At 41.6% G+C, this 25556-nt stretch carries 18 protein-coding genes and 1 pseudogene; 15 read left to right on the forward strand and 4 right to left on the reverse strand.

What is annotated here, in order from left to right; translation table 11 throughout:
* Positions 1 to 308: 308 nt before the first annotated feature.
* Positions 309 to 1478, reverse strand: a complete 1170-nt coding sequence (locus V7K62_RS13550) for a tetratricopeptide repeat protein (RefSeq protein WP_334864702.1) — start codon at positions 1476 to 1478, stop codon at positions 309 to 311.
* Positions 1479 to 1893: 415 nt separating this feature from the next.
* Between V7K62_RS13550 and V7K62_RS13555 the strand changes: the two genes are divergently transcribed.
* The 5 genes from V7K62_RS13555 (at position 1894) to V7K62_RS13575 (ending at position 10485) form a co-directional block, all read left to right on the forward strand.
* Positions 1894 to 3177, forward strand: a complete 1284-nt coding sequence (locus V7K62_RS13555; protein WP_334864704.1) for a proton extrusion protein PcxA — start codon at positions 1894 to 1896, stop codon at positions 3175 to 3177.
* A gap of 883 nt (positions 3178 to 4060) precedes the next feature.
* The gene (locus V7K62_RS13560; protein WP_334864706.1) at positions 4061 to 4930 is read left to right on the forward strand and encodes a polyphosphate kinase 2 family protein; all 870 of its coding nucleotides are present in this window, start codon (positions 4061 to 4063) and stop codon (positions 4928 to 4930) included.
* 147 nt (positions 4931 to 5077) lie between these two features.
* Positions 5078 to 5701, forward strand: a complete 624-nt coding sequence (locus V7K62_RS13565; RefSeq protein WP_334864708.1) for a chemotaxis protein CheB — start codon at positions 5078 to 5080, stop codon at positions 5699 to 5701.
* A 559-nt stretch (positions 5702 to 6260) separates the two neighbouring features.
* The gene (locus tag V7K62_RS13570) at positions 6261 to 8156 is read left to right on the forward strand and encodes a CheR family methyltransferase (RefSeq protein WP_334864710.1); all 1896 of its coding nucleotides are present in this window, start codon (positions 6261 to 6263) and stop codon (positions 8154 to 8156) included.
* Positions 8157 to 8406: 250 nt separating this feature from the next.
* Entirely contained in the window at positions 8407 to 10485 is a 2079-nt protein-coding gene (locus tag V7K62_RS13575) for a PAS domain-containing hybrid sensor histidine kinase/response regulator (RefSeq protein WP_334864712.1), read from the forward strand.
* A 5-nt stretch (positions 10486 to 10490) separates the two neighbouring features.
* On the opposite strand, the pseudogene V7K62_RS13580 reads toward V7K62_RS13575, so the two are convergent.
* Positions 10491 to 11753 (reverse strand): annotated as a pseudogene (locus tag V7K62_RS13580) (RNA-guided endonuclease InsQ/TnpB family protein).
* 64 nt (positions 11754 to 11817) lie between these two features.
* Between V7K62_RS13580 and tnpA the strand changes: the two are divergent.
* The 5 genes from tnpA (at position 11818) to V7K62_RS13605 (ending at position 16185) form a co-directional block, all read left to right on the forward strand.
* On the forward strand, positions 11818 to 12237 hold the full coding sequence (tnpA, locus tag V7K62_RS13585) for an IS200/IS605 family transposase (protein ID WP_334864714.1): 420 nt from the start codon (positions 11818 to 11820) through the stop codon (positions 12235 to 12237).
* A 197-nt stretch (positions 12238 to 12434) separates the two neighbouring features.
* Positions 12435 to 13052, forward strand: a complete 618-nt coding sequence (locus tag V7K62_RS13590; protein WP_334864716.1) for a tRNA-(ms[2]io[6]A)-hydroxylase — start codon at positions 12435 to 12437, stop codon at positions 13050 to 13052.
* Positions 13053 to 13070: 18 nt separating this feature from the next.
* Entirely contained in the window at positions 13071 to 13475 is a 405-nt protein-coding gene (locus V7K62_RS13595) for a VOC family protein (protein ID WP_334864718.1), read from the forward strand.
* A gap of 275 nt (positions 13476 to 13750) precedes the next feature.
* A complete protein-coding gene (cbiE, locus tag V7K62_RS13600; RefSeq protein WP_334864720.1) occupies positions 13751 to 14971 on the forward strand; it encodes a precorrin-6y C5,15-methyltransferase (decarboxylating) subunit CbiE in 1221 nt (406 codons plus the stop codon).
* Between the two features lie 230 nt (positions 14972 to 15201).
* Positions 15202 to 16185, forward strand: a complete 984-nt coding sequence (locus V7K62_RS13605; protein ID WP_334864725.1) for a polysaccharide deacetylase family protein — start codon at positions 15202 to 15204, stop codon at positions 16183 to 16185.
* Between the two features lie 52 nt (positions 16186 to 16237).
* On the opposite strand, the gene V7K62_RS13610 is transcribed toward V7K62_RS13605, so the two are convergent.
* Positions 16238 to 16639, reverse strand: a complete 402-nt coding sequence (locus V7K62_RS13610; protein ID WP_334864727.1) for a PPC domain-containing DNA-binding protein — start codon at positions 16637 to 16639, stop codon at positions 16238 to 16240.
* 340 nt (positions 16640 to 16979) lie between these two features.
* Between V7K62_RS13610 and V7K62_RS13615 the strand changes: the two genes are divergently transcribed.
* The 4 genes from V7K62_RS13615 (at position 16980) to V7K62_RS13630 (ending at position 23664) form a co-directional block, all read left to right on the forward strand.
* Complete coding sequence (locus tag V7K62_RS13615; protein WP_334864729.1) at positions 16980 to 19442, forward strand: dynamin-like GTPase family protein; 2463 nt, start codon at positions 16980 to 16982, stop codon at positions 19440 to 19442.
* 457 nt (positions 19443 to 19899) lie between these two features.
* The gene (locus V7K62_RS13620; RefSeq protein ID WP_334864731.1) at positions 19900 to 20925 is read left to right on the forward strand and encodes a S66 peptidase family protein; all 1026 of its coding nucleotides are present in this window, start codon (positions 19900 to 19902) and stop codon (positions 20923 to 20925) included.
* 727 nt (positions 20926 to 21652) lie between these two features.
* Positions 21653 to 21823, forward strand: coding sequence for a hypothetical protein (locus V7K62_RS13625; RefSeq protein WP_334864733.1), 171 nt, complete (start codon positions 21653 to 21655; stop codon positions 21821 to 21823).
* A 221-nt stretch (positions 21824 to 22044) separates the two neighbouring features.
* Positions 22045 to 23664 carry an NAD(P)/FAD-dependent oxidoreductase gene (locus V7K62_RS13630; protein WP_334864735.1) on the forward strand — a complete coding sequence of 540 codons (1620 nt, stop codon included), beginning with the start codon at positions 22045 to 22047 and terminating at the stop codon, positions 23662 to 23664.
* 186 nt (positions 23665 to 23850) lie between these two features.
* Here V7K62_RS13630 and V7K62_RS13635 read toward each other — a convergent pair whose 3' ends face one another.
* Positions 23851 to 24117, reverse strand: coding sequence for a hypothetical protein (locus V7K62_RS13635; protein ID WP_334864737.1), 267 nt, complete (start codon positions 24115 to 24117; stop codon positions 23851 to 23853).
* Between the two features lie 574 nt (positions 24118 to 24691).
* Between V7K62_RS13635 and V7K62_RS13640 the strand changes: the two genes are divergently transcribed.
* A complete protein-coding gene (locus V7K62_RS13640) occupies positions 24692 to 25348 on the forward strand; it encodes a Uma2 family endonuclease (protein WP_334864739.1) in 657 nt (218 codons plus the stop codon).
* Positions 25349 to 25556: the final 208 nt, after the last annotated feature.

Raw genomic sequence — 25556 nt, forward strand, 5'->3', positions numbered from 1 at the left:
GGCAAATCCAGGAGATTCGAGATAATATAAGATTGCTTCGATTGGGTAATGCCTTTGCTCGTATGCTTCCACAAGCGTAGTTAAAACTCCCAATCGGTCAGAGTTTGGTGTCTTTAGTTCTGCATTAAACAATCTTTCAATTTATATCAAGCGCAGCACAATAATCAGCTTCGGTTCGGATTGGACGGGTTTCAAGCATATAGCGTTTCCTGATCACATGAGATACATCATAGTCCCCTCCTCGCTTGCGGGGAGGGGGTTGGGGGTGGGGTTCTTGTACCTCACTCAACTGAGAACCGCTATAGGTATTACATCAACTCCATCTCTTGCAACCCCTGGCGTAGTCTTTTGGCCTCTTCGGGATTATATCTTTCATGAATAGCGATCGCTTTTCTAAAAGCTGTTAAACTATCTTGATGATTGCCAACTTTCAGCAACACTACACCTAAATTTTGATACGCTTCGGCATAGTTGGGATTTAAGGCGATTGCATGTTGATAATATACGATCGCATCTGTAAATAAACCCAAAGCCTTAAATGTCATCGCCAAATTATAATGTCCAAAAACAAAAGTAGGGTCAATCTTCAAAGTTGTGGCGTAAGCAGTTTTCGCACCGTTGAAATCTCCTGCTGCTTTGAGTAAGTTACCCAAGTTGTTGTATGCTCCTAGTTTGAGCATGGGATAAATTGGCAATTTGATGGCAGCTTGATAGTGATAAATAGCCTGTGGAGATTTTTTTAACCGACTGTAGGCAATGCCTAAATGATAGTGGAGTTCATATAAAATATCATAGTTGTCTTCAGCGCCGGTGATTCCATGTCTCAGCAACTCCATACCTTGAGAAATTTTCCCAGTTTGCACATACAATGCCCCTAATTTACTGCAAACATAGGGATCATCAGGATGAGTTGCGAGAAACCCTGACATCGCCGTAGCTGCTTTGGCATATTTGTTATTTTGAGCGATCGCACTTTTTTGATATCCTGTGTGTACAAGTGCCACCCCAGGTAAATAACCTACTTGCCAATGGGGTTCTTTACTTAAAATTTCTGATACACTATCATCTACCAAGGCATGGTAAGGACGGTCAAAACGAATATCTGGATGATTGCGGAACAGCCTAGACACCAGAGAATAGGGAGATTGTTCTGCACCAACTTCTTGGCGGACGAGGTTGATCAGCAGGTATTCATCTCTAGCGATCGCCTCTCGCAATTGCGGTACAATTGCAGGTGTCAGAGTTTCATCTGCATCTAATACTAAAATCCAATCACCAGTTACATATTTTAAAGCTGCATTGCGGGCAGCACTGAAGTCATTACACCATTTAAAATGATGGACTTTTGCACCGAGTTGTTGGGCAATATTGGGAGTGCGATCAATTGAGCCTGTGTCCAATACTACCATTTCATCCACTACTTTTCTGACACTGCCCAGGCATTTAGGCAGTGTTGCGGCTTCGTTTTTCACAATCATGCACAGACTCAAACTCATAATTTAAAAATTAGCAGTGGGGGGATGAGGGGGATGAAAAAGCAACATCTCTACTTCCTATTCCCTTTGACAGTGATAGACTGTGCATAGTGGAAGATTTGCCTCGATTGTGAAATGTTGTAATCAAGGCTTTTGTATGGAGCAGAAACACGGACAACTGGTGTCAATGATGACAGTGTAATCGATAAACTGCCAATAGAAATAACCAGTGTCAATTTATGCTAATCCATCTGAGTTTACAGGTAATATGAAATTGGTAGCGTAGGCGTAGCCCGTCGGAGACATCGCATCAGGGAGTATTACCTGAATCTTGATTGGACTAACTATTTAGCTGCTATTACCCATTTTTAATGATTATATAACTATAATACACATTATCTAAATAGTCATATATGTAATGAAAAACTCATTTACCAGAACAGCAGAATTACTTCGCCAAAATATCAAAGAATATTTGCGATCGCTTAACCGTTGGTTTTCAGATACACCAGAAAGGGCACTCTTAGAAGCTTACCAAGCAGCGGAGAGAATTAAAAACATTGAGATCGAACATTTTGATGGCAAAAAAATCTCTTCACAATCAGTAAAATATACTGAAAACGTCATGTCTTATTGGCAAGTATACCTTAATAAGAACCTAACTATTATTAAGCTCAGACTTGCTGAATTCCAACTTAGTCGGGGAATTGTCAATATCTCTAATTCTGTTTTATTAGACAAATTGAAGGTTATTGATGAAGTCGTAGAGAAGTACGCTATCAAAGATAAACCAATTAACAATACTCCAGTATTGTCAACTTATCAGCCTTTAAAAATCAACCAGAACAAAATCCAAAACCAGCTAAACTTATTTAAAATAAATGATCCTCAAGTTCAACCTCCCACTCAAAATCCGGGAGGAGTTCCGAGTTCTATTGGCAGAAAAATTAATAGAATTCAAGCAGATTTTACACCGCAGACAGAAGAAGAGTTTCTCCGAAATTATCGCATTTCTAAAAGTAGAACAATAATTGCCTTGAGATTTTTGATCATTCTAATTATTGTACCGCTTTTAAGTCAGTATTTATCTAAAGAGTTTTTAGTAACTCCAATATTAGAAAGAGTTAGAGGAGATAATGTCACTAAAGTTTTTATCAATTCTGACATGGAAAAAGAAGCTCTCCATGAATTACATAATTTCCAAGAAGAACTGAGATTTGAATATTTGCTTAATCAAGCCCCAGCAATTTCTTCAGAGCCAATCCAAGAAAAAATAAAAAATAAAGCAATTGAAATATCGGAAGAGTTTCGCAGAAAAAGCAATGGTAACATTAGTAATGTTTTTGCTGATTTAATATCTCTATTTTCTTTCGGTATAGTTATCGCTGTGAGCAAAAGAGAAATTTTGATTCTCAAGTCTTTTATGGATACCATTGTCTATGGACTCAGCGATAGTGCTAAGGCTTTTTTAATTATTCTGTTTACAGATATCTTTGTCGGATTCCACTCACCAGATGGGTGGGAAGTCCTTCTAGCAGGATCGGCAGAACATTTAGGTCTACCAGCCAGTCGAAATGTAATCTTTTTCTTTATTGCGACATTTCCTGTAATTTTAAATACTATCTTTAAATACTGGATATTCCGCTATCTCAGTCGTTTATCTCCATCGGCATTAGCTACATTAAAAGAGATGGACGAGTAATTTGTAATTACCCAACACCTTAACTCACTTCCTTTGAGTAAAGAATGTGTTTTTTCGCATAAATCAATTAATTAATTATGAATTACGTTAGAGGATGTCTGATATCATGTCCGGCTGATTAGTTGTCATTGCGAACGAAGTGTTCGCGGAGCGTCTCCAAGAGTTGCAATCTCCGACTGATTAGTTGTCATTGCGAACGAAGAGAAGCAATCTCCGAACCCTTGTGATTGCTTCAGCTTCACTTCGTTACACTCGCAACGACTATCGTAAGTTATTAAGCGGACATGATATAGCGGTTCTCAGTTGAGTGAGATACAAGAACCCCACCCCCAACCCCCTCCCCGCAAGCGAGGAGGGGGCTATGATGTACCTTGTATGATTAGGAAACGCTATATGAAAAGTTTTTTTGTATGCATCTAACCCTTGGAGATCCCCCTAAATCCCCCTTAAAAAAGGGGAATCAGTACAGTTGAGCAGATTCGGCAATATTGGTATCAATATATTTGGTTTGTCAGTTTAGGTGTGACGGGAATGTTTATCTTGGGTCGTGAAGCAATGCGTCCGATGCCAAAGCGATGGAAATGAAAAATAGACCTCTTGCATAAATCAATAAATTTGAACCCCACCCCCAACCCCTCCCGAAGAGCGGGGAGGGGTTGGGGGTGGGGTGTTACGGACTTTTGCAAGAGGTTTAATCACCAGATGTCTAATCAGAATTTGTCAAAAGCCACAAAACTAGTCGATGACCAAGAGGGGAATTTAAACCCCCAGAATTGGTTAAAAGTTAGGAATTTTGAATCAAAATTATCATAAATTATAACTTTCAGGAATTAAGACTTCAAAATGTGCTTGTGTATTAATTAGCCGTGAGGAGATTTTATACATGAATCATGATGCTTTTATTGTTCCGCCCGATTCAAAGATTTCTCTGAAAAAAAACTATGACCCAGCTTATAAGACTGATTTTCAGGAAAAAACTGATGCTGCAACCAAATTACAGGCAGATGTTGAACGACTAGCTAATTACCAAAATATTCTCTATGCTCAAAACACATATTCTTTGTTGATTATTTTTCAAGCAATGGATGCTGCTGGTAAAGACAGCACTATTAAACATGTGACCTCTGGTGTCAACCCGCAAGGATTTCAGGTGTTTAGTTTTAAGGGGCCCAGTGCGGAAGAATTAGACCATGATTATCTGTGGCGCTCAATGAAGGCTTTACCAGAAAGAGGTCGAATTGGGATATTCAACCGTTCATATTATGAAGAAGTGCTAGTGGTTCGTGTCCATCCAGAAATGCTTAATAAACAACAACTTCCTTACTTCCCGAATGGAAAAAAGATATGGAAACAGCGTTTTGAAGAAATCAACAACTTTGAAAAATATTTGGTTAATAATGGTGTAATCATTCTGAAGTTTTTTCTAAATGTCTCCAAGGCAGAGCAGAAGAAACGCTTTTTAGAACGGATTGATTCTCCTGAAAAAAATTGGAAGTTTTCAGATAATGATGTCCGAGAACGAGCTTTTTGGGATGATTATATGAATGCCTATGAAGAGGTTTTTAACTACACCAGTACTAAATGGGCCCCGTGGTATATTATTCCTGCCGATCGCAAATGGTTTACCCGCCTGACTGTCGCCAATATTATCTGCACAAAACTAGAAGAACTAAATCTGCAATACCCAACAGTTAGCGAGGAACACCAGCAACAACTTTTGGAGGCCAGAGGTATTTTAGAGCAGGAAGATTAACCTATGAATTTGAGCGGTAATGGCAAAAAAATGCTGAAGTACCTCTGATATACAGTATAATTCATCTAAACAAGGATAAAAAATTGTAACTTTATTAATCCTATTTGTAACTAAAGAAGTTACGCAGATAGTCATAGGCGCAAAATCATGATTGAGATGGCAGAAAATGCCAAAAATCATCCACCTGACTTAAATGCTGCCTTTGATATAGTGGCGATCGCAGCCTCGGCAGGCGGTCTGACTGCTATAGTTAAAGTGCTATCGACCCTACCCGGAAAATTTTCAGCCGCGATCGCGATTGTGCAACACCTCGCTCCTGAACATCCGTCGTTCATGGCAGAAATTCTGAGTCGGCGCACAGATATTACAGTCAAACAGGCACAAGAGGGAGATTCCCTTACACCAGGAACGGCTTACATTGCCCCACCCAATCGTCACTTGTTGGTTAACGGTGACGGCACACTTTCTTTATCACAGTCAGAATTAGTACATTTTTTACGTCCTTCGGCTGATTTATTATTTGAATCGGTTGCAGCTACTTACAAAGATAGAGCGATCGCTGTTGTTCTAACTGGAACGGGTAGCGACGGCGCGATGGGAGTAGAAGCGATTAAAAAAATGGGTGGTACTGTAATTGTCCAAGACGTAAAAACCGCCGAATTTTCCGGGATGCCCTCCGCCGCAATTCAAACTGGCAATGTAGATTTTATTCTCCCCCTTAATGAAATTTCCAGCACCTTGGTAACTTTAGTTATGGGAGAATCTACCTAAGAGGTTGTTTGAAAAGTGGTGACTGAGGTATCCAAAACTTTAGATCCTCCGATAAATTGGAGGACTTTGAGAACGTTATTCCCCCCTTTTTAAGGGGAGCCAGCGCGGTCTTCTCCCTTGGCGCTAGCCTCTCCCTTTGGGAGAAGGGGAGACGCTAAAAGCCATAGCGAAGCGATAGCGAGTCATCGAGCGTCTGGGGTCTCCCCAAGTGGAGCGACTGGCGTGGGCTAGGGGGGATCTAGATACAAGCGTAGACTTTTCAAACATCCTCTAAGCTCAGAGGCAGAGGAGATATATTTTAAAATGCAAGTTAGTGTCACCATAGTTTAATCAGTCTTTGATATTCATTAATGAGGCTCAGAACTCCGTTAATCAGTCTTTGATACTCATTAATGAAGCTCAGAACTCCATTAATGAGTCTTTGATATTCGTGAATGAAGCTTAGAACTCCATTAATGAGTCTTTGATATTCGTGAATGAAGCTTAGAACTCCATTAATGAGTCTTTAATACTCGCCAATGAGTCTTTAATACTTACTAGACGGGGCCCTACCGATCCTATGACTTCCGCAGAAACAGATCCCAAATTTGAAAATCTACTAATTTATCTCAGACAAAGCCGAGGATTTGATTTTACAGGCTATAAGCGCTCGACTTTGATACGTCGGGTATGCAAGCGGATGCAGTTATTGACTATAGAAAATTTTGAAGCGTATCAAGACTATCTAGAAGTTTATCCAGACGAATTCAATTATCTTTTCAACACTATTCTAATTAACGTTACCGCTTTTTTTCGAGATACATCAGCTTGGGAATATATCGCAGATAAAATACTGCCTAATCTGATTAAGAATAAAAAAACCTCAGAGCAAATCCGCATCTGGAGTGCTGGCTGTGCTTCTGGGGAAGAAGCTTATACCTTGGCAATGTTGATGGCTGAAATATTGGGAGCAGAGGAATTTCGCCAACGAGTGAAAATTTACGCCACAGATGTAGATGAAGATGCTCTCAACCAAGCTAGGCAAGCTCTGTATTCAGCAAAAGATATTCTGACGGTGCCAGATGAACTACGGCAGAAATACTTTGAGATTCTCGGGAATCGCTATGTCTTCCGCCAAGACTTGCGCCGCTCAGTGATTTTTGGTCGCCACGATCTGCTTCAGGATGCGCCGATTTCGCGTTTAGATTTGCTGGTTAGCCGCAATACATTAATGTATTTTAATTCTGAGACTCAAGGGCGAATTCTGGCCCGGTTTCATTTTGCACTAAATGATAATGGCTATCTGTTTTTGGGAAAAGCAGAGATGCTATTGATGCATTCTAATCTGTTTATGCCATTGGACTTGAAAAACCGGATATTTACTAAGGTATCGACGGTGAATTTACGCGAGCGCCTCTTAATTATGGCAAATTCAGTAGATGACGAATCTAGCAGCCGTTTGTCTCGAAACTTCCGGCTGCGAGATATGGGTTTTGACACAGCACCAATCGCCCAAATAGTCATTGATATTAATGGCGCTCTGGTACTAATGAACGAAGAGGCGCGGACTTTGTTCGCCCTTTCCCCCAAAGATTTAGCTCGTCCCTTCCAGGATTTAGAACTTTCTTATCGGCCAGTTGAATTGCGATCGCTAATTGAACGGGCTTATACTGAACGCCGTCCTGTAAGCCTGACAAATGTAGAGCGCTATTTGTCTAACACAGAAACCCAATATCTGGATGTACAAATTACGCCTTTGCAAGAAACAGACAGCAGTTTTTTAGGAGTTAGTATCTCCTTTCATGATGTCAGCCGTTACATTAAACTCCAAGATGCCCTGCAACGATCGCAACAGGAATTGGAAACTAGCAACGAAGAACTGCAATCTACTAATGAAGAATTAGAAACTACCAACGAAGAACTCCAATCTACCAATGAAGAATTAGAAACTACCAACGAAGAACTGCAATCTACTAATGAAGAATTGGAGACGATGAATGAAGAACTGCAATCGACTAATGAAGAATTACAGACAATTAATAACGAACTAAGCGATCGCACCACAGAACTCAATCGCACAAATATTTTCATCGTCTCTATTCTCAAGAGTTTCCAAACGGGAATAGTGGTAATTGACAACAACTTTAATATCTCTATTTGGAATTACATGGTGGAAGATTTATGGGGCTTACGGACTGATGAAGTTCTAGGAAAGTCTATCTTCAGCCTAGACATTGGGCTACCCGTCGAGCAATTGCGATCGCCTATCCGTGACTCCCTAGCCGGGAAAAAGCAGTTTCAAGAAATGATCCTTGATGCTACCAATCGTCGGGGTAGGCAAATAAAATGTTATCTGGCAATTACTCCACTGTTTGGCATTGAAATGCAAGGAGCAGTTTTGATGATGGTAGATATAGAGAGAGTCAATAGTATGATTTCTACTCAAGAGATGCAGGAGCGGCAGCAGCAGGAATAACAATTAAAAAAAAACTACAAATTAAATTAAACCCCGACTGTAGCCCGATCCCCAAGGTAACTGATGCTATATGTAAATATAGGGGTCTTAAACGCTTTAATTTCAGATAAAAATGCTTAACTGAAGTGTATTGTATTAAACTCTGATTCGCTCTCATAGCTTTACTGAAGCAGATCGCGCAGCGAGTCGCAGACAGGTCAGTTTTCCTTCTGCATTTCTTGATAAAAACAATTATATGAGAAAACTGCAAATGATTAAGGAAAATTTTAAACAAGCAATTGTCGAAGCGCATCAGCGACTGGAAAACCTCTCGCAGCTTGCAAGTCTCGCGGCAGATAAATCTATAAAGCAGGATTATCCTATAGAGCTTTTGCAACAAGCGATTACCGAAATATCTATTTCTCTAGAAGAGTTACAGCAACAAAATGAGGAACTGATCGCTACACGCCATTTGGTAGAAAAAGAACGTCAACGTTATTACGATTTATTTAACTTTGCCCCAGATGGTTACTTGCTTACAGATGTGACTGGAATTATTCAGGAAGCTAACTATGCTGCGGCTAAGTTATTAAATGTGCGTCAGTCTTACCTGATTGGTAAACCAATGGCTGTGTTTGTACATCAGACACAACGGCATAAATTTCGTCAAATTATGCTGGAATTGCAAGAGCAGGGGGAAATCCGCACAGAAGAGTTACAGCTTTTTCATCAACAAGGAAGTACAGACTTTCCCGCCGAACTGACTGCGATCGCTCTGGAAGATAGTCAGGGTAAAACCCAAAACTTGCGCTGGCTATTCAGAGACATTAGCGATCGCCACGAGAAAGAAGAGAAAATTCGCGAACAAGCTGCCCTACTAGACATCACAACAGACGCAATTATCGTAGAGGATTTCCACAACCAAATCTTATTCTGGAACCAAGGCGCAGAGAAGATGTACGGCTGGCAAGTTCAGGAAGCTCAAGGAAACAACGCTTGGGAACTTTTATCTAAAAAAACCTCACCTCTACTCTTAGCGGCTCAAAAAACTGTGATGGAGCAGGGAATGTGGCAGGGAGAGTTGCATAAATTTAAAAAAGATGGTGAAGAAATAATCATTGCCAGCCGCTGGACGTTGATGCTTGATGCCGTAGGCTTGCCTAAATCAATCCTGATCGTTGACACCGATATCACCGATAAAAAACAACTCGAAACTCAGCTATTGCGTAGTCAGCGTTTAGAAAGCTTAGGCATTCTCGCCAGCGGTATTGCTCATGACCTGAACAATCTTCTCACCCCAATCATGGGAATTGCTCAACTGCTACCCCTAAAATATCCCCATCTTGATGACATTTCGCTACAAATGCTGAAGATTCTAGAAACCAATGCCAAACGGGGCGGTGATTTGGTGCGGCAAATTTTGTTATTTAGCCGTGGTTCTGAAAAAGAATTCACAATCGTGCTTGTATCGCAACTGCTCCAAGACATAAAGCAGATAGCCCAACAAACATTTCCCAAATCCATCGACATCAGCACAGACATCGCGCCAAATCTCGGGATTGTGATCGGAGACAGCACCGAACTGCATCAGGTGTTAATGAATCTAGCAGTCAATGCTCGTGATGCCATGCCCAATGGTGGTAAACTCTCTATTTCTGCCACCAAGCTATTCATCGATGAAAACTATGTCAGGATGCACATAGGCGCAACAGTTAATTTCTACGTGAAGATTACAGTTGCTGATACTGGAGTTGGCATTGACTCAGAAATTCTGCCTCGGATTTTTGATCCCTTTTTCACCACCAAAGAAGTGGGTAAGGGTACAGGACTGGGTTTATCTATATTGATGGGCATCGTCAAAAGCCACAGTGGTTTTGTGGAAGTAGCCAGTCAGGTAGGAATTGGGACTCAATTCCACATATACCTGCCAAGCAAGGAGGGCAGCATTTCTCAAGTAATAGATGAGAAAGAACTGCCAAGTGGTCAGGGAGAATTGATTTTAGTTGTCGATGATGAAGTAGCCATCACTCAGATCACCAAAACCGCACTGGAGTTTTCTAACTACAAAGTATTGACTGCCCAAAATGGGATTGATGCTCTTAATATTTACAGCCAGCACAAAGATGAAATTAGGCTGGTGCTGATGGATATGATGATGCCATTAATGAGTGGGGAAACAGCCATCAGCACCTTGCAAATCATCAACCCACAAGTACAAATTATTGCCATGAGTGGATTAGGTAAGGGTGAGGCATTATTACAATCTACGGGTATTGGTATCCAAGGCTTTTTAGCGAAACCCTTCACCACTAATCAATTATTGAGCTTTGTCCAAACAATATTCCGGTGACGTACCTACACCTCCTGAGTACAGGTAGGTGTAGGCTTCTCAGAGACTCTTCAATAAAGACATTTTCTGAGCTTTTAGATCGTGCGCCCCACGATTCTTTATGTTGATACTGGCATTTAGATCCCGACAAATAGAAGTCTTGCAAGCCGGACAGTTATGTATCCTTTGAGATAAGGGTTTTTTGACCTTAGTGCCACAGCTAGAACATTCAAGACTTGTACCATTTGGGTTTACAGCAATAACTTTCAGCCCAGCATTTTCGCGAAAGTGACCACAGGGATACTCCCCGTGGCGCATTTCGCAGCTTTGACCTTTAGTATCGAAATAAATTGTCCCCATCCAGCGTCATTTATACTTTTAGCTAGCCATGTTTTAGCAAGTCCTTTGATATTTAATTTTTCCACAGCTACGACATCGCACTTGCCAAGTAATGTTTTGGCTGTCTTGAAGTGAAAATCTTTGCGAGTATCGGCAACTTTTTTATGTTGGATGCCTAATTTTTTGATAGCTTTTTTACGTCGATTAGAACCTTTCTTTCTTCTAGAAACTCTACGCTGTGCTGACTTTAGTTTACGTTCAGCCTTACGTAAATATTTTGGTGCTGCAATTCGGGTATTATCAGATGCCACATAAAAATCAATTAATCCAACATCAATACCAACAATATTTTTATCATCAAAATCTGGTTTTATGGTTGGGACTGTTTTATCATCAAGGCTTAAGCTGACATAGTAGCCATCTGCTTTTCTGGTAATAGATACAGTTTTAATATCAAAACCATCTGGTATTTGGCGATGAACAATTACTTTAACTGTTCCAATCTTTGAGAGTGTTATTTTTTCTTTTTGAAAATGCTCCTTTTGGAATTGTGGATAGGTAAAGGTCTTGTACTGACCTTTAGCTTTGAATCTAGGTTTACCCGATTTTTTACCATTAATATCACCTTTTAGCCAACGATCAAAAGCAATCTCAACTTTTTTAGGTACTTCTTGCAACACCTGAGAGTGAATGCTTTTGTACCAAGGGTGGTCTTTTTTAAGCTGGGTCAGAGTTGCTTGTTGACTAAAGCGATTAGGCTTATCTTTTAACTCTGGAATGTGACAAATAACAATTGAGCATCTATCAATGGAGCAACGATTTTGCTCATACCATTCAAACCTTTGAGCAAGTTGATAATTATACTGGCAACGCATCATGTCTAATGTGTTGTCAATAATTTCAGCTTGCTTTTTAGTTGGCTTTAATCTGTATTGATAGGATGTTCTCACCTTTTCGATCTAATTGGTGTAAGTTTTTTAGTATACACTGATTTAGATATGGTTGCAGCAAATTATGAAAAATGATTTTGTTTCTAAAGGAAGGTCTGTTAGCGATCTGAAAGTACATTTAGTGTTAGTTACTAAATATCGGCGTAAAGCATTTACATCTGAGATGCTAAGTAAACTAAATGTTGTAATGCAAGAATTGCTAGAAAAGTGGGATTGTAAGCTGGTAGAATTTAATGGTGAAGATGACCACGTACACCTACTCTTTCAGTACCACCCAGACGTTGAACTCAGTAAACTAGTAAATAATCTGAAATCTGTATCATCCAGGAAATTACGCCAAGAATTTGCAGAACACCTAGAAAGTTTCTATTGGAAAGACGTATTTTGGAGCGGTTCTTATTTTGTTGCTAGTTGTGGTGGTGTTACAGTCTCAACTCTTAGAAAGTATATTGAAGCGCAGGAAACACCACCAGAAAAAACTTAGAAACTGCTCGTTTCCTCCATGTCCTAGATTCTCGTGCTACGCACATTGATTCGCTTGTCAGTCGTCAACTCACTCGCATTCATGAGCCAGCGCTGTAGACGGGTTTCCCGTCCCAGGCGACTGGTGTCCCCACACTCCTAAAAGTGAGGTGTGGGACTTCTGCTAAAAAAGTTAAAATTCTGGAGTTTTGTGACTCTGTGCTTACTCAGTTACCGACTATCAACGCCCTGAAACAGCCCACTAGTTATGCTTGGGTTGAACAAGCGATGCCTGCGGCGGGCTACGCCTACGCTAACTTAGACATTATCTTACTCGACCACTCCCACTGTGAACGCAAAGCAGCAGGTGTAGCCTTGAACATGATGTTTCGCTACCCTTCCAATACTAAAATGGTACGGGAGTTAACTGCGATCGCCCGCGAAGAACTAGAACACTTTGATCTAGTTAACCAATGGTTAGAACGCCGGAATATTCCCCTAGCTCCCCTACCACCGCCTCCCTACGGCGCGGGTTTAAAAGCTGTTGTACGCCCTAAAGAACCTGAGCGATTTCTGGATTCCTTACTAGTCACTGGTTTAATTGAAGCTCGCTCTCACGAACGCCTAGGATTATTAGCTGCTCACTGTCCAGAGCCAGAGTTAGCAAAATTTTATCAGGGGTTAATGGCATCCGAAGCGCGTCACTACGGTATATATTGGGTTTTAGCTGCTACTTACTTCGACAAAGAAATTGTCATGCAACGGCTTGATGAATTAGCAATTGTCGAAAGCGAGTTGCTGGCGACTTTGCACCCAGAACCTAGAATTCACAGTTAGTAGACTAACCCAACAGATATGAAGCTTCAGCTAACACACCTGAGACTGCTTGTCTCCAACTACAAAGATTCTTTTCTGTTCTACCGGGATCTGCTGAAATTTGATGTCGATTGGGGCGATGAAGATAGCGGATATGCTGAGTTTAATACCGGATATCTCAAGCTGGGTTTGTTAAAAAAAGAATTAATGGCTGAAGTAGTCCCAAGAATCGAACAGCCTTCATACATTGTCAATCGAGATAAAGTTGTCTTAATTTTGGCAGTTGATAACGTCGATGAAGTCTATGAGTTAGTAAAGGCTGAGAATGCGATCGTTGTGACTCAACCACAAGATCGTCCAGACTGGGGAATCCGCACAGCTCATTTTCGCGATCCTGATGGCAATCTTATCGAAATCTACAACAATCTCGGAATTGTCAGTTAAAAGTTTGCTGCCAATAATTGTTAGGACTTACGCATTGACAGACAGAACCAAATGTGTATTACCTCTCGTTACAAGGCTCTGCCTTGTAATGCTCTTGTGGGAGGCTCTGCCTCCTGTCAAACACAGGAGGCAGAGCCTCCCAGTGATCGCATTCCCAGGCAGAGCCTGGGAACGAGGTAATAATCTCGGAATTGTCAGTTAAAAGTTTGCTGCCAATAATTATTATGGCGGCAAGATGAAAAAGAGGGGGAAGGGGGAAAGGAACCCCAATTAGGATGACAGATAAATGGCTTTCTATCGTCGGCATTGGGGAAGATGGGTTACAGGGGTTAAGCGCGATCGCTCGTTCTCTAGTCGATCAAGCTAAAGTAATTGTGGGAGGCGATCGCCATTTATCGATGCTCCCTACAGATGACCAACGTGAGAAACTAGTCTGGACATCTCCCATTGGTGCTTCAGTTGAAGAAATCATCACGCGTCGGGGTCAGTCAATCTGCGTACTCGCAAGCGGCGATCCGATGTGTTATGGCATTGGTGTCACCTTGATGCGGCAAATTCCCGTCTCGGAAATGACGATTATCCCTGCACCTTCAACCTTCAGCCTCGTCTGTGCCAGGGTAGGATGGTCTTTAACTGAGGTGGAAACCTTGAGTTTGAATGGTCGTCCATCCTCCCTACTCCAGTCTTACATTTATCCCAAAGCGCGGCTGTTGATTTTGAGCCAGGGGAAGGAGACACCTGCCATTGTTGCTCAAATTTTGACAAATCGCGGCTATGGTGGCAGTAAAATCACCGTATTGGAGCGTATGGGCGGCGCTGAAGAAAGAATTGTGGAAGGTACGGCTGCATCTTGGAGTGAAACGGAAGTTGCGGCTTTAAATGCGATCGCAGTTTATTGTATTGCTGATGCTGGGGTTATCCCATTACCAAGATTACCAGGATTACCAGATAACGCCTACCACCACGATGGACAGTTAACTAAACGTGAGGTTAGGGCAATCACCCTAGCAGCTTTGGCACCCACACCGGGAGGATTATTGTGGGATGTGGGCGCGGGTTGCGGCTCGATTTCTATTGAATGGATGCGGAGTAATGCTCGGTGTCGAGCGATCGCGATCGAACAAAACTCGTCTAGATTACTATATATTGCCGATAATGCTGCCACTCTCGGTACTCCAAATCTGCAAATTATTGAAGGGAAAGCGCCCCATGCCCTGAAAGACTTGCTAGCACCAGATGCGATTTTTATTGGTGGTGGAGTGACAGCAACGGGACTTTTTGATGTTTGCTGGGAAGCATTGCGGCCGGGTGGGCGTTTGGTGGCAAATGTGGTGACGGTAGAGGGTGAGCAAACTTTATTTCAATGGCATGAACGAGTTGGTGGTGATTTAACTCGTATTGCCATCCAACGGGCGGAACCTATTGGTAAATTTTTGGGGTGGCGAGCAATGGCAGGGGTGACGCAATGGATGGTTGTAAAATCTGAAAAAGTGTAAGGTATAAACTGGTGGTTTGAGGATGTTTGAAAAGTCGCAATTCATACTAGTTCTGCCGACTGGAAGTCGCGGCTATACGAGACTTTACCCACCTCCGTGGGTTAAAAAAACATTTTAGCTTGAGGTTTGCCCTAAACTCAGCCTTGAGTCGAACTATGAAACTTGACCGATAAAGTCCAAATCTAACACTATAATTTACGCTTAAAATTGTCCAAATACTTGAACTGATAATGAAAATTAAGCAAAAAGAAAACAGACCAATAGCAAGTCTTTCTTTAGACTTGGATAACATTTGGTCTTATTTAAAAAATCAGGGCGCTCCGGGTTGGGAGACTTTTCCGTCTTACCTGGATATTGCAGTACCTCGTTTCTTAGATATTCTCCAGCAATGGGATTTGACAATCACAGTATTCATTGTGGGTCAAGATGCAGCGCTAGAAAAGAATACTAAGGCAATACAAGCGATCGCTAACGCCGGCCACGAAATTGGCAATCATTCATTCTATCACGATCCTTGGCTACATCTGTATTCAGAGAATGAGATTGAAGAAGAGGTGGCCCTGGCCGAAGAACATATCAAGCGCGTCACTCATCAACATCCTATCGGCTTCCGGGGGCCAGGATATAGTTTTTCTCCAGCCGTATTGAAAGTCTTAGCACGACGGGGATACGAATATGATGCTTCGACTTTTCCCACATTTTTGGGGCCCATAGCACGAGCATATTATTTAATAACCTGTAAATTGAGCAAGGAAGAACGTAAAAAACGGGAAGCTCTGTTTGGCGGTTTTAGAGAGGGTTTGCAGCCTCTAAAACCTTACCAGTGGCATCTGGGTAAGGATAAACTGACTGAGATTCCCGTTACCACCATGCCAATTTTTAAGATACCAATTCACTTTAGTTACATAATGTTTTTGAGTACATTTTCTTCGGAAGTGGCGTTACTCTACCTGCGAATTGCCCTGTGGCTGTGTAAACTTACACGCGTCCAGCCTTCTTTACTACTCCATCCTACAGACTTTGTAAGTCAAGAGGATGTGCCAGAACTCTCATTCTTCCCTGGTATGAGTCTCCCTACTTACAAAAAGCTGGCAATAGTGAACAAAAGTTTAGAAATTATATCCAGTCAATTTAATGTTTTGACTGTGGGACAACACGCCAAATTCGTAGCCGATGCCCGTAAACTGCCTGTATTAGTACCTCAAAAGAGGTAAAAATATCAAATAGCCCTGAATCTTATCTCAACTGGATTCTAATGCGACTATACTATGAATGCTCAGGGATAATTTCTAGTTCTTGATAACCTGTTTGTGGATCAAAAGTTCTATTAAAAGTAAACTCCTCACTTGCACCAATAACTATTTCAGCAGTTGTATAGATAATACATCCATCGTCGAGATGTCCACCAATAATTTTGCCTTCTCGATCAGAAATAGCTATGTGCAAATGTACACCTGTTGTTGCTATTGTACCGTTGAGAGCGATGATTTCAAATTTTTCGGTTACTACTGTACTAATGTCTTGATTAGCAAAGCGAATTTTTGCTTCTTCTAGGCTACCAATGGCACTTAATATAAACCCTGCTTTGATGTCTTCCTGTTTGACAAAATTCTTTAAGCTTTGTTTTAAATCGTCGTGGGGTTTCAATCTGATCGCAAAAACTTTCATTATTAAATAGTCATTAATTAGTTTTTTAAGTAATATCCAGCAATTGAACTGCATAAAAGTTTTCAGGAATTTTACTGAACCATCAAGACAATAAATATTACTAATATAGGACTAGTATTTGATTTTTGAAATGCACGTAGTGGACTGTCTAGGCTTTAATAGTGCATTAGACGTAGACTTTTGTTGGGTGGAGGCTTTGTGTAACCCAACATATATCAGGATGTTGGGTTGCGCTCCGCTCCACCCAACCTACACCCATGACAGTTCACTACAGGACTACCGAGATTTTTTCAGAAATCAAATATGATTCCTATATATAGATAATGTCAGGATGCTGAATATGTCAGATTTACCGGTTCAGTGCAAAAATTTGAAAGAGCAGGTTGAATCTATATTACAACTTTTACAGCAAGAACCAACGCTACGTTCTCAAGATATTACACCTGTACAAACTTCCTTAAGTAAGGCGATTTCTCCCAAATTTGAGATTGTGTTTGCGGGTGCGTTTAGTGCCGGGAAATCAATGCTAATCAATGCACTATTAGAAAGGGAATTACTCTACAGTGCCGAGGGACACGCTACAGGTACAGAATGCAAAATTGAGTATGCAGATGTAGATAAAGAACGTGTTGTTTTAACGTTTTTAAGTGAAGCAGAGATTCGAGAACAAGTAGCTTATTTGTGCCAGCAGCTAGGATTTAAGACAGTACCTAATATCAACCAAGCTGAGGTAATTAACTTGCTACGTCAAGGTTCTGAAGCGATTATGCAGCAGGAGGGTGGTGAGAGTAAATCAGAACGTGCAAAACAGGCGAAGGCGTTAATGTTATTGCTAGAGGGATATATAGCAAATAGCGATCGCATCAACACGGTGATGAATGCTACATATTCAATGGATGAATTTAACTTTTCTAACCTTAAGGAAGCGGCTGGATATGCCCGTCGTGGTAGTAATAGTGCAGTATTGAAGCGAATAGAATATTACTGTAATCATCCTTTGCTACAAGATGGCAATGTAATTATTGACACACCTGGGATAGATGCGCCAGTAGAGAAAGATGCCCAACTAACTTATACCAAAATTCAACATCCTGATACTTCGGCGGTGGTGTGTGTGTTAAAACCTGCTTCGGCGGGTGACATGACAAAAGAAGAAACAGAACTTTTGGAACTAATGCGGGAGAATGGGGGAGTACGCGATCGCGTTTTCTATGTCTTCAACCGGATCGATGAAACTTGGTACAATACTCAACTACGGCAAAGATTAGACGATTTAATTAGTGGACAGTTTCACAATACAAGCAAGGTTTATAAAACGAGTGGATTATTAGGATTTTATGGCAGTCAGATTAAACAGACAAGCCAAGGAGATAGATTTGGTTTAGATTCTGTTTTCGCAGAAAGTATTAAAGGTTTAGATGGCAAAGAAGAAACACCACAATTTGTCTATGCATTTAACAACTACTGTGTAAATTCAGGAAAGCTGTCTTCCACTAAATTTCGTGTATCTGTTAACGGCTATGAAACCCCAAATCAAAATTATGTGCGGATTCTGGGAGATTGGGGAAATGAACTTATAGAACAGCTAATTAAAGATAGTAGCACTGAGGAATTTCGCACAGCTATTACTCGCTATCTTACAGAAGAAAAACGTCCCCAATTATTTAAAAATCTTGCTGATGATTTAGAAGATGTTTGTATTAAGCTGAAAAAACATTATCTGAGTGTCCAACGCAATTTAGATAGTCAGCCCCAAGAAATTGAGACGATGAAGGCGCAAGAGTTGCAACGGCTGAATCAGCAACTCCAGCAAATTGGTAGAGAATTTAATGAGCATACAACAGAAGAAGTTAACCATATAATTAATAATTCTTGTGATGCTTTTGAAGCAGATTTTAAGCAATTGCAATCACGAATGATTCGCCGTTTAGATGAGTTATTAGATAACTTTTCTGTAGCTGAGGCTTATCGACGCGCGACAATCAGCCATCCTCGCAATGCTACAGCACCTTTAATTGCTATTTTAGTAGAGGCATTTTATTACTTAGCAAATCAATTAGAAGATATTTTGGTTGAATCTTCTCAGCAAGTAATTGCGAATTATTTCCAGAGGTTGATTGAAAAGATTCGCAAGTCAGAATATTATCGTCAGTTATATCGTTTATTAGATCATGATGGCGGAATTGAACAAGCGATAAAGACTGTGGAAAAAGTTGTTACTCAAGCGCTGGTGAGTGCTGCTAGTGTAGAGTGCGATCGCTTTGTACGAGAAAGTCCCAGATTTTACGATGAAGGCACTTTTTCTATATATCAATTTCGCCAGACTTTATTACAAACTTCTCAAGGTTACGATGCTGAAAGTATTGTGGAAGCAGAACCAGCAATTAGGCAATTATTGAAGTTAGATTTTGAACCCAAAGTTTCCCAAACTATTCGTAAATCTTTCCGTCAAACCATTAACCAAACACTCAAAACTCAGTTGTTACCAATGGCGGATCAGCAAGCAGATGAAATTTTGCAGCAGTACCCACAGGCGCGTGCTTTTTTAGAGAAAACATTAGAACAAGAAGCTGAAGAAAAAATTGCGAATAATCGCCGATTATTAAATGTTGTTGAAGAAAATATTGCCGGATATAATTCAGCAGCTTCTAGTATTAATAGTTGTTTACAGGCGATGCAATTATATGATCATCTTTTGCCTGTAATTGGGAATGCAGATTTTATATATCTTACCCCTGGTTCATTAAACACTGATGGCAAATTTGCTACTAATGGGTTAGTTGATGAGGTGGTAGAAGTTTAGTATTAATGTCAGTTAAACCTGACTTTTTACGCTATGTGGAAAACCTCTCTCCTAAAAGGCTACGGTGTACACACAAACAAGTCCTAAAAACCTCGCGTGATTTGGCTTGACTCGTTAAGAGTCTCCGACTGGGAATGCATTCATTGAGTCAGAGACTCAATGTATAACTAGAGGCAGCAGCCCCTAATCAGCCATTCCCATGCTCTGCATGGGAACGAGAAAACAATGGGAAATCGAGCTTTTTTCGACTTGTGTATACACCGTAGGGCAAGGAGAGGGGAATGTTTGCGTTAGCAAATACGGGGTGAGATTCCGACTTATTGCACGCAAGTGAAAACCGCTATAAGAAATCAGGAATCTTGTTGTTGACGAATGATTTACGCTTGCTATAACTACTCTGTACAAAACTGGGTATTAGATATTAGGAAAACAGTCCCTAATCCCCAACTCAATGGTTATGACTATCAAGCGTCGGCAATTTCTCGCAATCTCTGGACTAGCTACCTTAGTTACCCAGATACCATCACTTAGCGCCCAAGGTAAGCTATCCCCAAACACCATCCGCAAGCCGTCCCGCCTGCAAGTGGGCGATACCGTAGGATTGATTTCCCCTGCGGGTATCGTTGACGCCAAAGACATCGAAGCAGCGCAGAAGTCAATTTCACAGTTAGGGTTAAAAGTCAAGCTGGGGACGCATATTTTAGATCGTTACGGCTATTTAGCGGGTAAAGATGCCGATCGCGCTGATGATGTAAACTTGATGTTTAGCGATCGCACCATAAAAGCAATTATTGCCATGCGTGGTGGCTGGGGCTGCAATCGCATTTTACCCCTACTCAACTACTCACTGATCCGCTCCCATCCGAAAATTATCATCGGTTACAGCGATATTACGACGCTGTTGTTAGCAATTAATGCCCGTAGTCAGATGATTACTTTTCATGGGCCAGTTGCCACATCTACTTGGAATCAGTTTACAGTGGATTACTTCAAGCGCATCCTATTTAATGGTGAAGCGGTGACTATGCAAAATCTCAACCCTAGCGAAGTGCGGGTGCAGACAATAGCACCAGGAAAGGCTAGGGGTAAACTTCTGGGTGGAAACTTATCAGTGCTATCAGCGATGGTAGGTTCACCTTATCTACCTTCTTGGAACAAAAGCATTCTGTTTGTGGAAGAAATTGGCGAGGATGTTTACCGTATAGATAGGATGCTGACGCAGTTAAAAACTGCTGGGATACTTAATCAAATTGCTGGCTTTATCTTTGGGCAATGCACTAATTGTCATCTTGGGGATGAACCGTCATTTACCTTAATGCAAGTATTGCAAGATCATATACTTCCTTTAGGTATTCCTGCTTGGTATGGTTCAATGATTGGTCATATTAAGGATAAATTTACTTTGCCAATCGGTCTGGAAGTGGAAATAGATGCTGAACTTGGGACAATACGAATGTTAGAGGCGGCTGTCAGTCTTGTTTAACGCGAGTTCGACGGGTTGTATGTTATCTGTCTAAGTAGCGATCATCAAAAGACCTCTAATATCATGTCCGCTTGATTGCTTATTAAACCCGAAGAACCCCACCCCGCCAAAGCTATGCTTTGTCTCCCCTCCCCGCTTGCGGGGAGGGGATTAAGGGGTGGGGTGCAATGACTGTGGGAATCGTAACTAATTATGCGGACATGATAGAGGATGTTTGAAAAGTCGTAAAGTATATTAAAAACCCCGCTTCCATTCCTCTCCCAACACGGCTACGGTGTACACACAAGTCTTTCTGAACGTAATTTATGGTTACAGCTATTTTCAGGTGAATAGACCACGCGGTAGGGGCACAGCAATGCTGTGCCCTTACGACAGATGTGGTTCAAATACTTGAATTCTGCTGTAAGTCTCACAGCCCCTGAGAAACCTCACCCTGGTTTTTTACTACGTAAAACCTGTCCCTCTCCAAAGCATCGGCTACGGTGTACACACAAGTCCTAAAAACCTTGCGTGATTTGGCTTGACTCGTTAAGAGTCTCCGACTGGGAATGCATTCATTGAGTCTCTGACTCAATGTCTAACTGGAGGCAGAGCCTCTAATCAGCCATTCCCATGCTCTGCATGGGAACGAGAAAACAATGAGAATCGAGCTTTTTTCGACTTGTGTGTACACCGTAGCCCCGAAAGATTGAGAGGCTTTGAAATCCCCAGTGTACACACAAGTCTCTTGACCTGCAATGCCAATGCATCGACTGGCAATGCCAATGCATCGACTGGCAATGCCAATGCAGCGACTGACAATGCCAATGCAGCGACTGACAATGCCAATGCAGCGACTGGTAATGCCAATGCAGCGACTGACAATGCCAATGCAGCGATTGACAATGCCATTGCATAAGAATAAGGAAAGTCTTATCAAGCTAAATTTTTAGGCTTGTGTGTACACCGTAGCCGAATTGGAGAGCGACAAACTTAAACTTTAGTTTAAGGCAGGGAGAGATTTATCGAACTCACGTTTGTTTAAACTCTGGAAATTAGCGATGCCCACGGTAAGCTATGCTAACGCACCACAGTGATTTTGATTAATATTTTAAAAGATAGTATGAATTTCTCCTCGCTATGTTACGACTAACAGAAGTAAAGCTCCCGCTTGATCATCCTGAAGATGAGATCAAGTCTGCCATCCTCAAAAAGCTGCAAATTACCGACGAAGAATTGATCAGCTATTCCATCTTCAAGCGTAGCTACGATGCGCGTAAAAAAGGAGAGATCACCCTTGTTTATATTCTGGATGTAGAAACGACTCAGGAGACTCATCTACTCAAGCGTTTGAAAAAAGATCCTCATGTAATTGCCACGCCAGACATGAGTTATCGCCCAGTGGCACAAGCACCCAGCAATTTGCCGATTCGCCCCATCGTCATTGGTACTGGGCCTTGTGGCTTGTTTGCGGGTTTGATGCTGGCACAAATGGGCTTTTGTCCAATCATTTTAGAACGTGGCAAAAAAGTTCGCGATCGCACCGTTGATACTTTTGGCTTTTGGAAGAAAAAATCAGACTTCAACCCGGAATCTAATGCCCAGTTTGGCGAAGGTGGGGCAGGTACATTCTCTGATGGCAAACTCTACAGTCAGGTTAAAGATCCTCAGCATTATGGACGCAAGGTGTTAACTGAACTCGTCAATGCGGGAGCCTCACCAGAAATTCTCTATATCAACAAACCACACATCGGCACCTTCAAACTAGTCGGAATCGTCCAAAGTATCCGCGCCCAAATCGAATCCCTCGGTGGTGAAATTCGCTTTGAAAGTCGGGTGGAAGATATCAATATCGAAAATGGACAGGTGCGGGGAGTCACCCTCGCCAGTGGGGAATATATCGTCAGCGATTATGTAGTTCTGGCAGTAGGTCACAGCGCCCGCGATACCTTCCTTATGCTATTTGATCGCGGAGTTTACATCGAGGCTAAACCTTTTTCCATCGGCTTTCGGGTCGAACATCCCCAGTCTCTCATCGACCAATGTCGTTTTGGCGCTCAAGCTGGTCATAAGCTTTTAGGTGCTGCCGATTACAAACTAGTTCACCACTGCCAAAATGGTCGTTCCGTCTATAGTTTCTGTATGTGTCCGGGGGGCTTGGTAGTTGCAGCCGCATCAGAACCGGGGCGACTTGTCACCAATGGGATGAGCCAATACTCTCGGAATGAGCGCAATGCCAACAGTGCGATCGTTGTGGGTATTACCCCCGAAGATTATCCGGGAAATGCCTTAGCCGGAATTGACTTGCAACGGCGCTTGGAAGAAAAGGCTTTTGAATTGGGCGGTGGGACTTATGAAGCTCCAGGACAGTTGGTGGGAGACTTTCTCAACCATCGCCCCTCTACAGCGTTAGGCACTGTGAAGCCGTCTTATACACCTGGGGTACATTTGGGTGATTTGAGTGAGAGTTTACCAGATTATGCGATCGCTGCCATCCGGGAAGCACTTCCCGCTTTTGACAAACAAATTAAAGGATTTGCGATGGAGGATGCTGTGTTGACTGGGGTGGAAACCCGCACTTCATCACCGATTCGGATTAAACGCAATGAGGATTATCAGAGTTTGAATACAGTCGGGCTTTATCCGGCTGGTGAAGGCGCGGGATACGCAGGGGGAATTCTCTCGGCGGGTATTGATGGTATTAAGGTGGCCGAGGCGGTGGCTTTAAGTATTTTGCGAACGGCAAATCACAAAATCTGAGGGGATACGTTTTATGGATGGTTGTTTCTAAAAGGGGAAAAGCGATCGCCTGTTACACCATTATCTGGTATTGCCAATATCAATTCTAAGATCAAGCTCCACCTAGATGCTTTCGAGGTAGAGCTTTTGTTTTTATGGCTAGAGTCGATATGCAATCATACCTCAAGCGCGATCGCAGTGGGAAATTTATCCGATTGTTAAAGCTGGTTCTTCACAAAAGTTAAATAGGGCTGACTCCGTTTCTGATTCATCTTCAAATACAGCAGAGATGTACCATTCACAGGGCGAACTATTCGTATATTCAGCCCAAGCAATTGTTGCTGTTTCACCCGATGGAATCCCTGAATCACTCAATGTAAATGATGCCCACTCTTCATCATCGACAGATACCCACAACTCTGTGATTGCTTGTTCGCTTTCATTGGTAACGGTAAAGGTGAATTGGTCTGACATAAATAGCCTTGCCTTTTAGTGATAAATAAATTGCAGGTTGTCAGTCACCGATTATACTGCCAGTTTTTTAAAAAGTTTTCATACTAACTGCCAAAATGTATACTCATATTAGGTTTCAAGTTTTTTAGCTTAATTTCAATTTATGAAAGAGTATTAAAAATATCACCAAATAATATTGAGTAGACCTCTTGCAAAAGTTCCCAACACCCCAATACGGCTCGGCCAAGGTGCATAGTCCTAAAGATCCCCCTTAGTCCCCCTTAAAAAGGGGGAAATAGAGCAAGCAATTCTTAGCCCCCCTTTTTAAGGGGGGTTGGGGGGATCAAGTCTTATCCGAACTGTATTGCCTAACACCCCACCCCCAACCCCTCCCCGATGCTTTGGGGAGGGGAGACAAAGCGCAGCTTTGGCGGGGTGGGGTTTTTATTTTAGATTTATGCAAGAGGTCTAATGTATTTTTTACTGAGCAGAAGTAGTTGAGAGCGATCGCCTTAATGGGACTTAAACAAAAAAGAAAATAAAAATACGGTACAATGCGTTACTATCATAGCTTTCACGTTCAAGTAACTCCAACATGAAAGAGACAACCCCCGCAGCCATGCCCCCGTGTTTTCAATCACTACAAAAACTATTTACCTTTGATGAATATTTAGAGTTTTTAGAAACACAACCGGAAAACATTCGTTATGAATTACACGATGGAGATATTATTCAAATGCCGCCACCATCAGGCAAGCATGAGCAAATAGTAGCATTTTTAACAATGATCTTAGGGTATGAGTGTCTTCGTCTTAAACTTTATTACGGTATACCTAAAACCGCCACAGTGAAGCCAGAAAATAAAATGTCTGGGTACTATCCTGATGTTTTATTAATGAATTTTTCTAACTTGGCTAATGAACCATTATGGGAGAAACAATCTATCCTTAGTAAACCAGATTCAATTCCATTAGTGATTGAAGTCGTCAGTACTAACTGGAGAGATGATTATCATAAAAAGTTTGCTGACTATGAAGAAATGGGTATTCAAGAATATTGGATTGTGGATTATGCTGCTTTGGGTAGCAAAGAATTGATAGGCGACCCCAAACAGCCAACAATCACAATTTACTCTTTAAGTGATGAGGGTGAATATCGTGGTAAACAGTTTAGAGGAGACGACCCCATAGAGTCGCCAACATTTCCAGATTTAAATCTAACTGTTGAACAAATTTTTTCAGTGCGTTATTGATAAAAACCTATTCGCCGCGCTGATAATCGCCAAAAAGAATGCTGAGGATGATTTGCGATCGCTGTTAGAGAACAGTGCGAGTAGTTTTAAATAAATGTCAGAGGTTTGAAAGCCTCACAACCTACTTATACCAATAGTTTGAGGTAGGTTTGTTAAATTGACGATGCTAGGTTATTTTTCAGCAAAAATCAACTTTTCAGTCAATGTC

The organism is Nostoc sp., from assembly GCF_036917935.1.
GTDB lineage: Bacteria > Cyanobacteriota > Cyanobacteriia > Cyanobacteriales > Nostocaceae > Nostoc.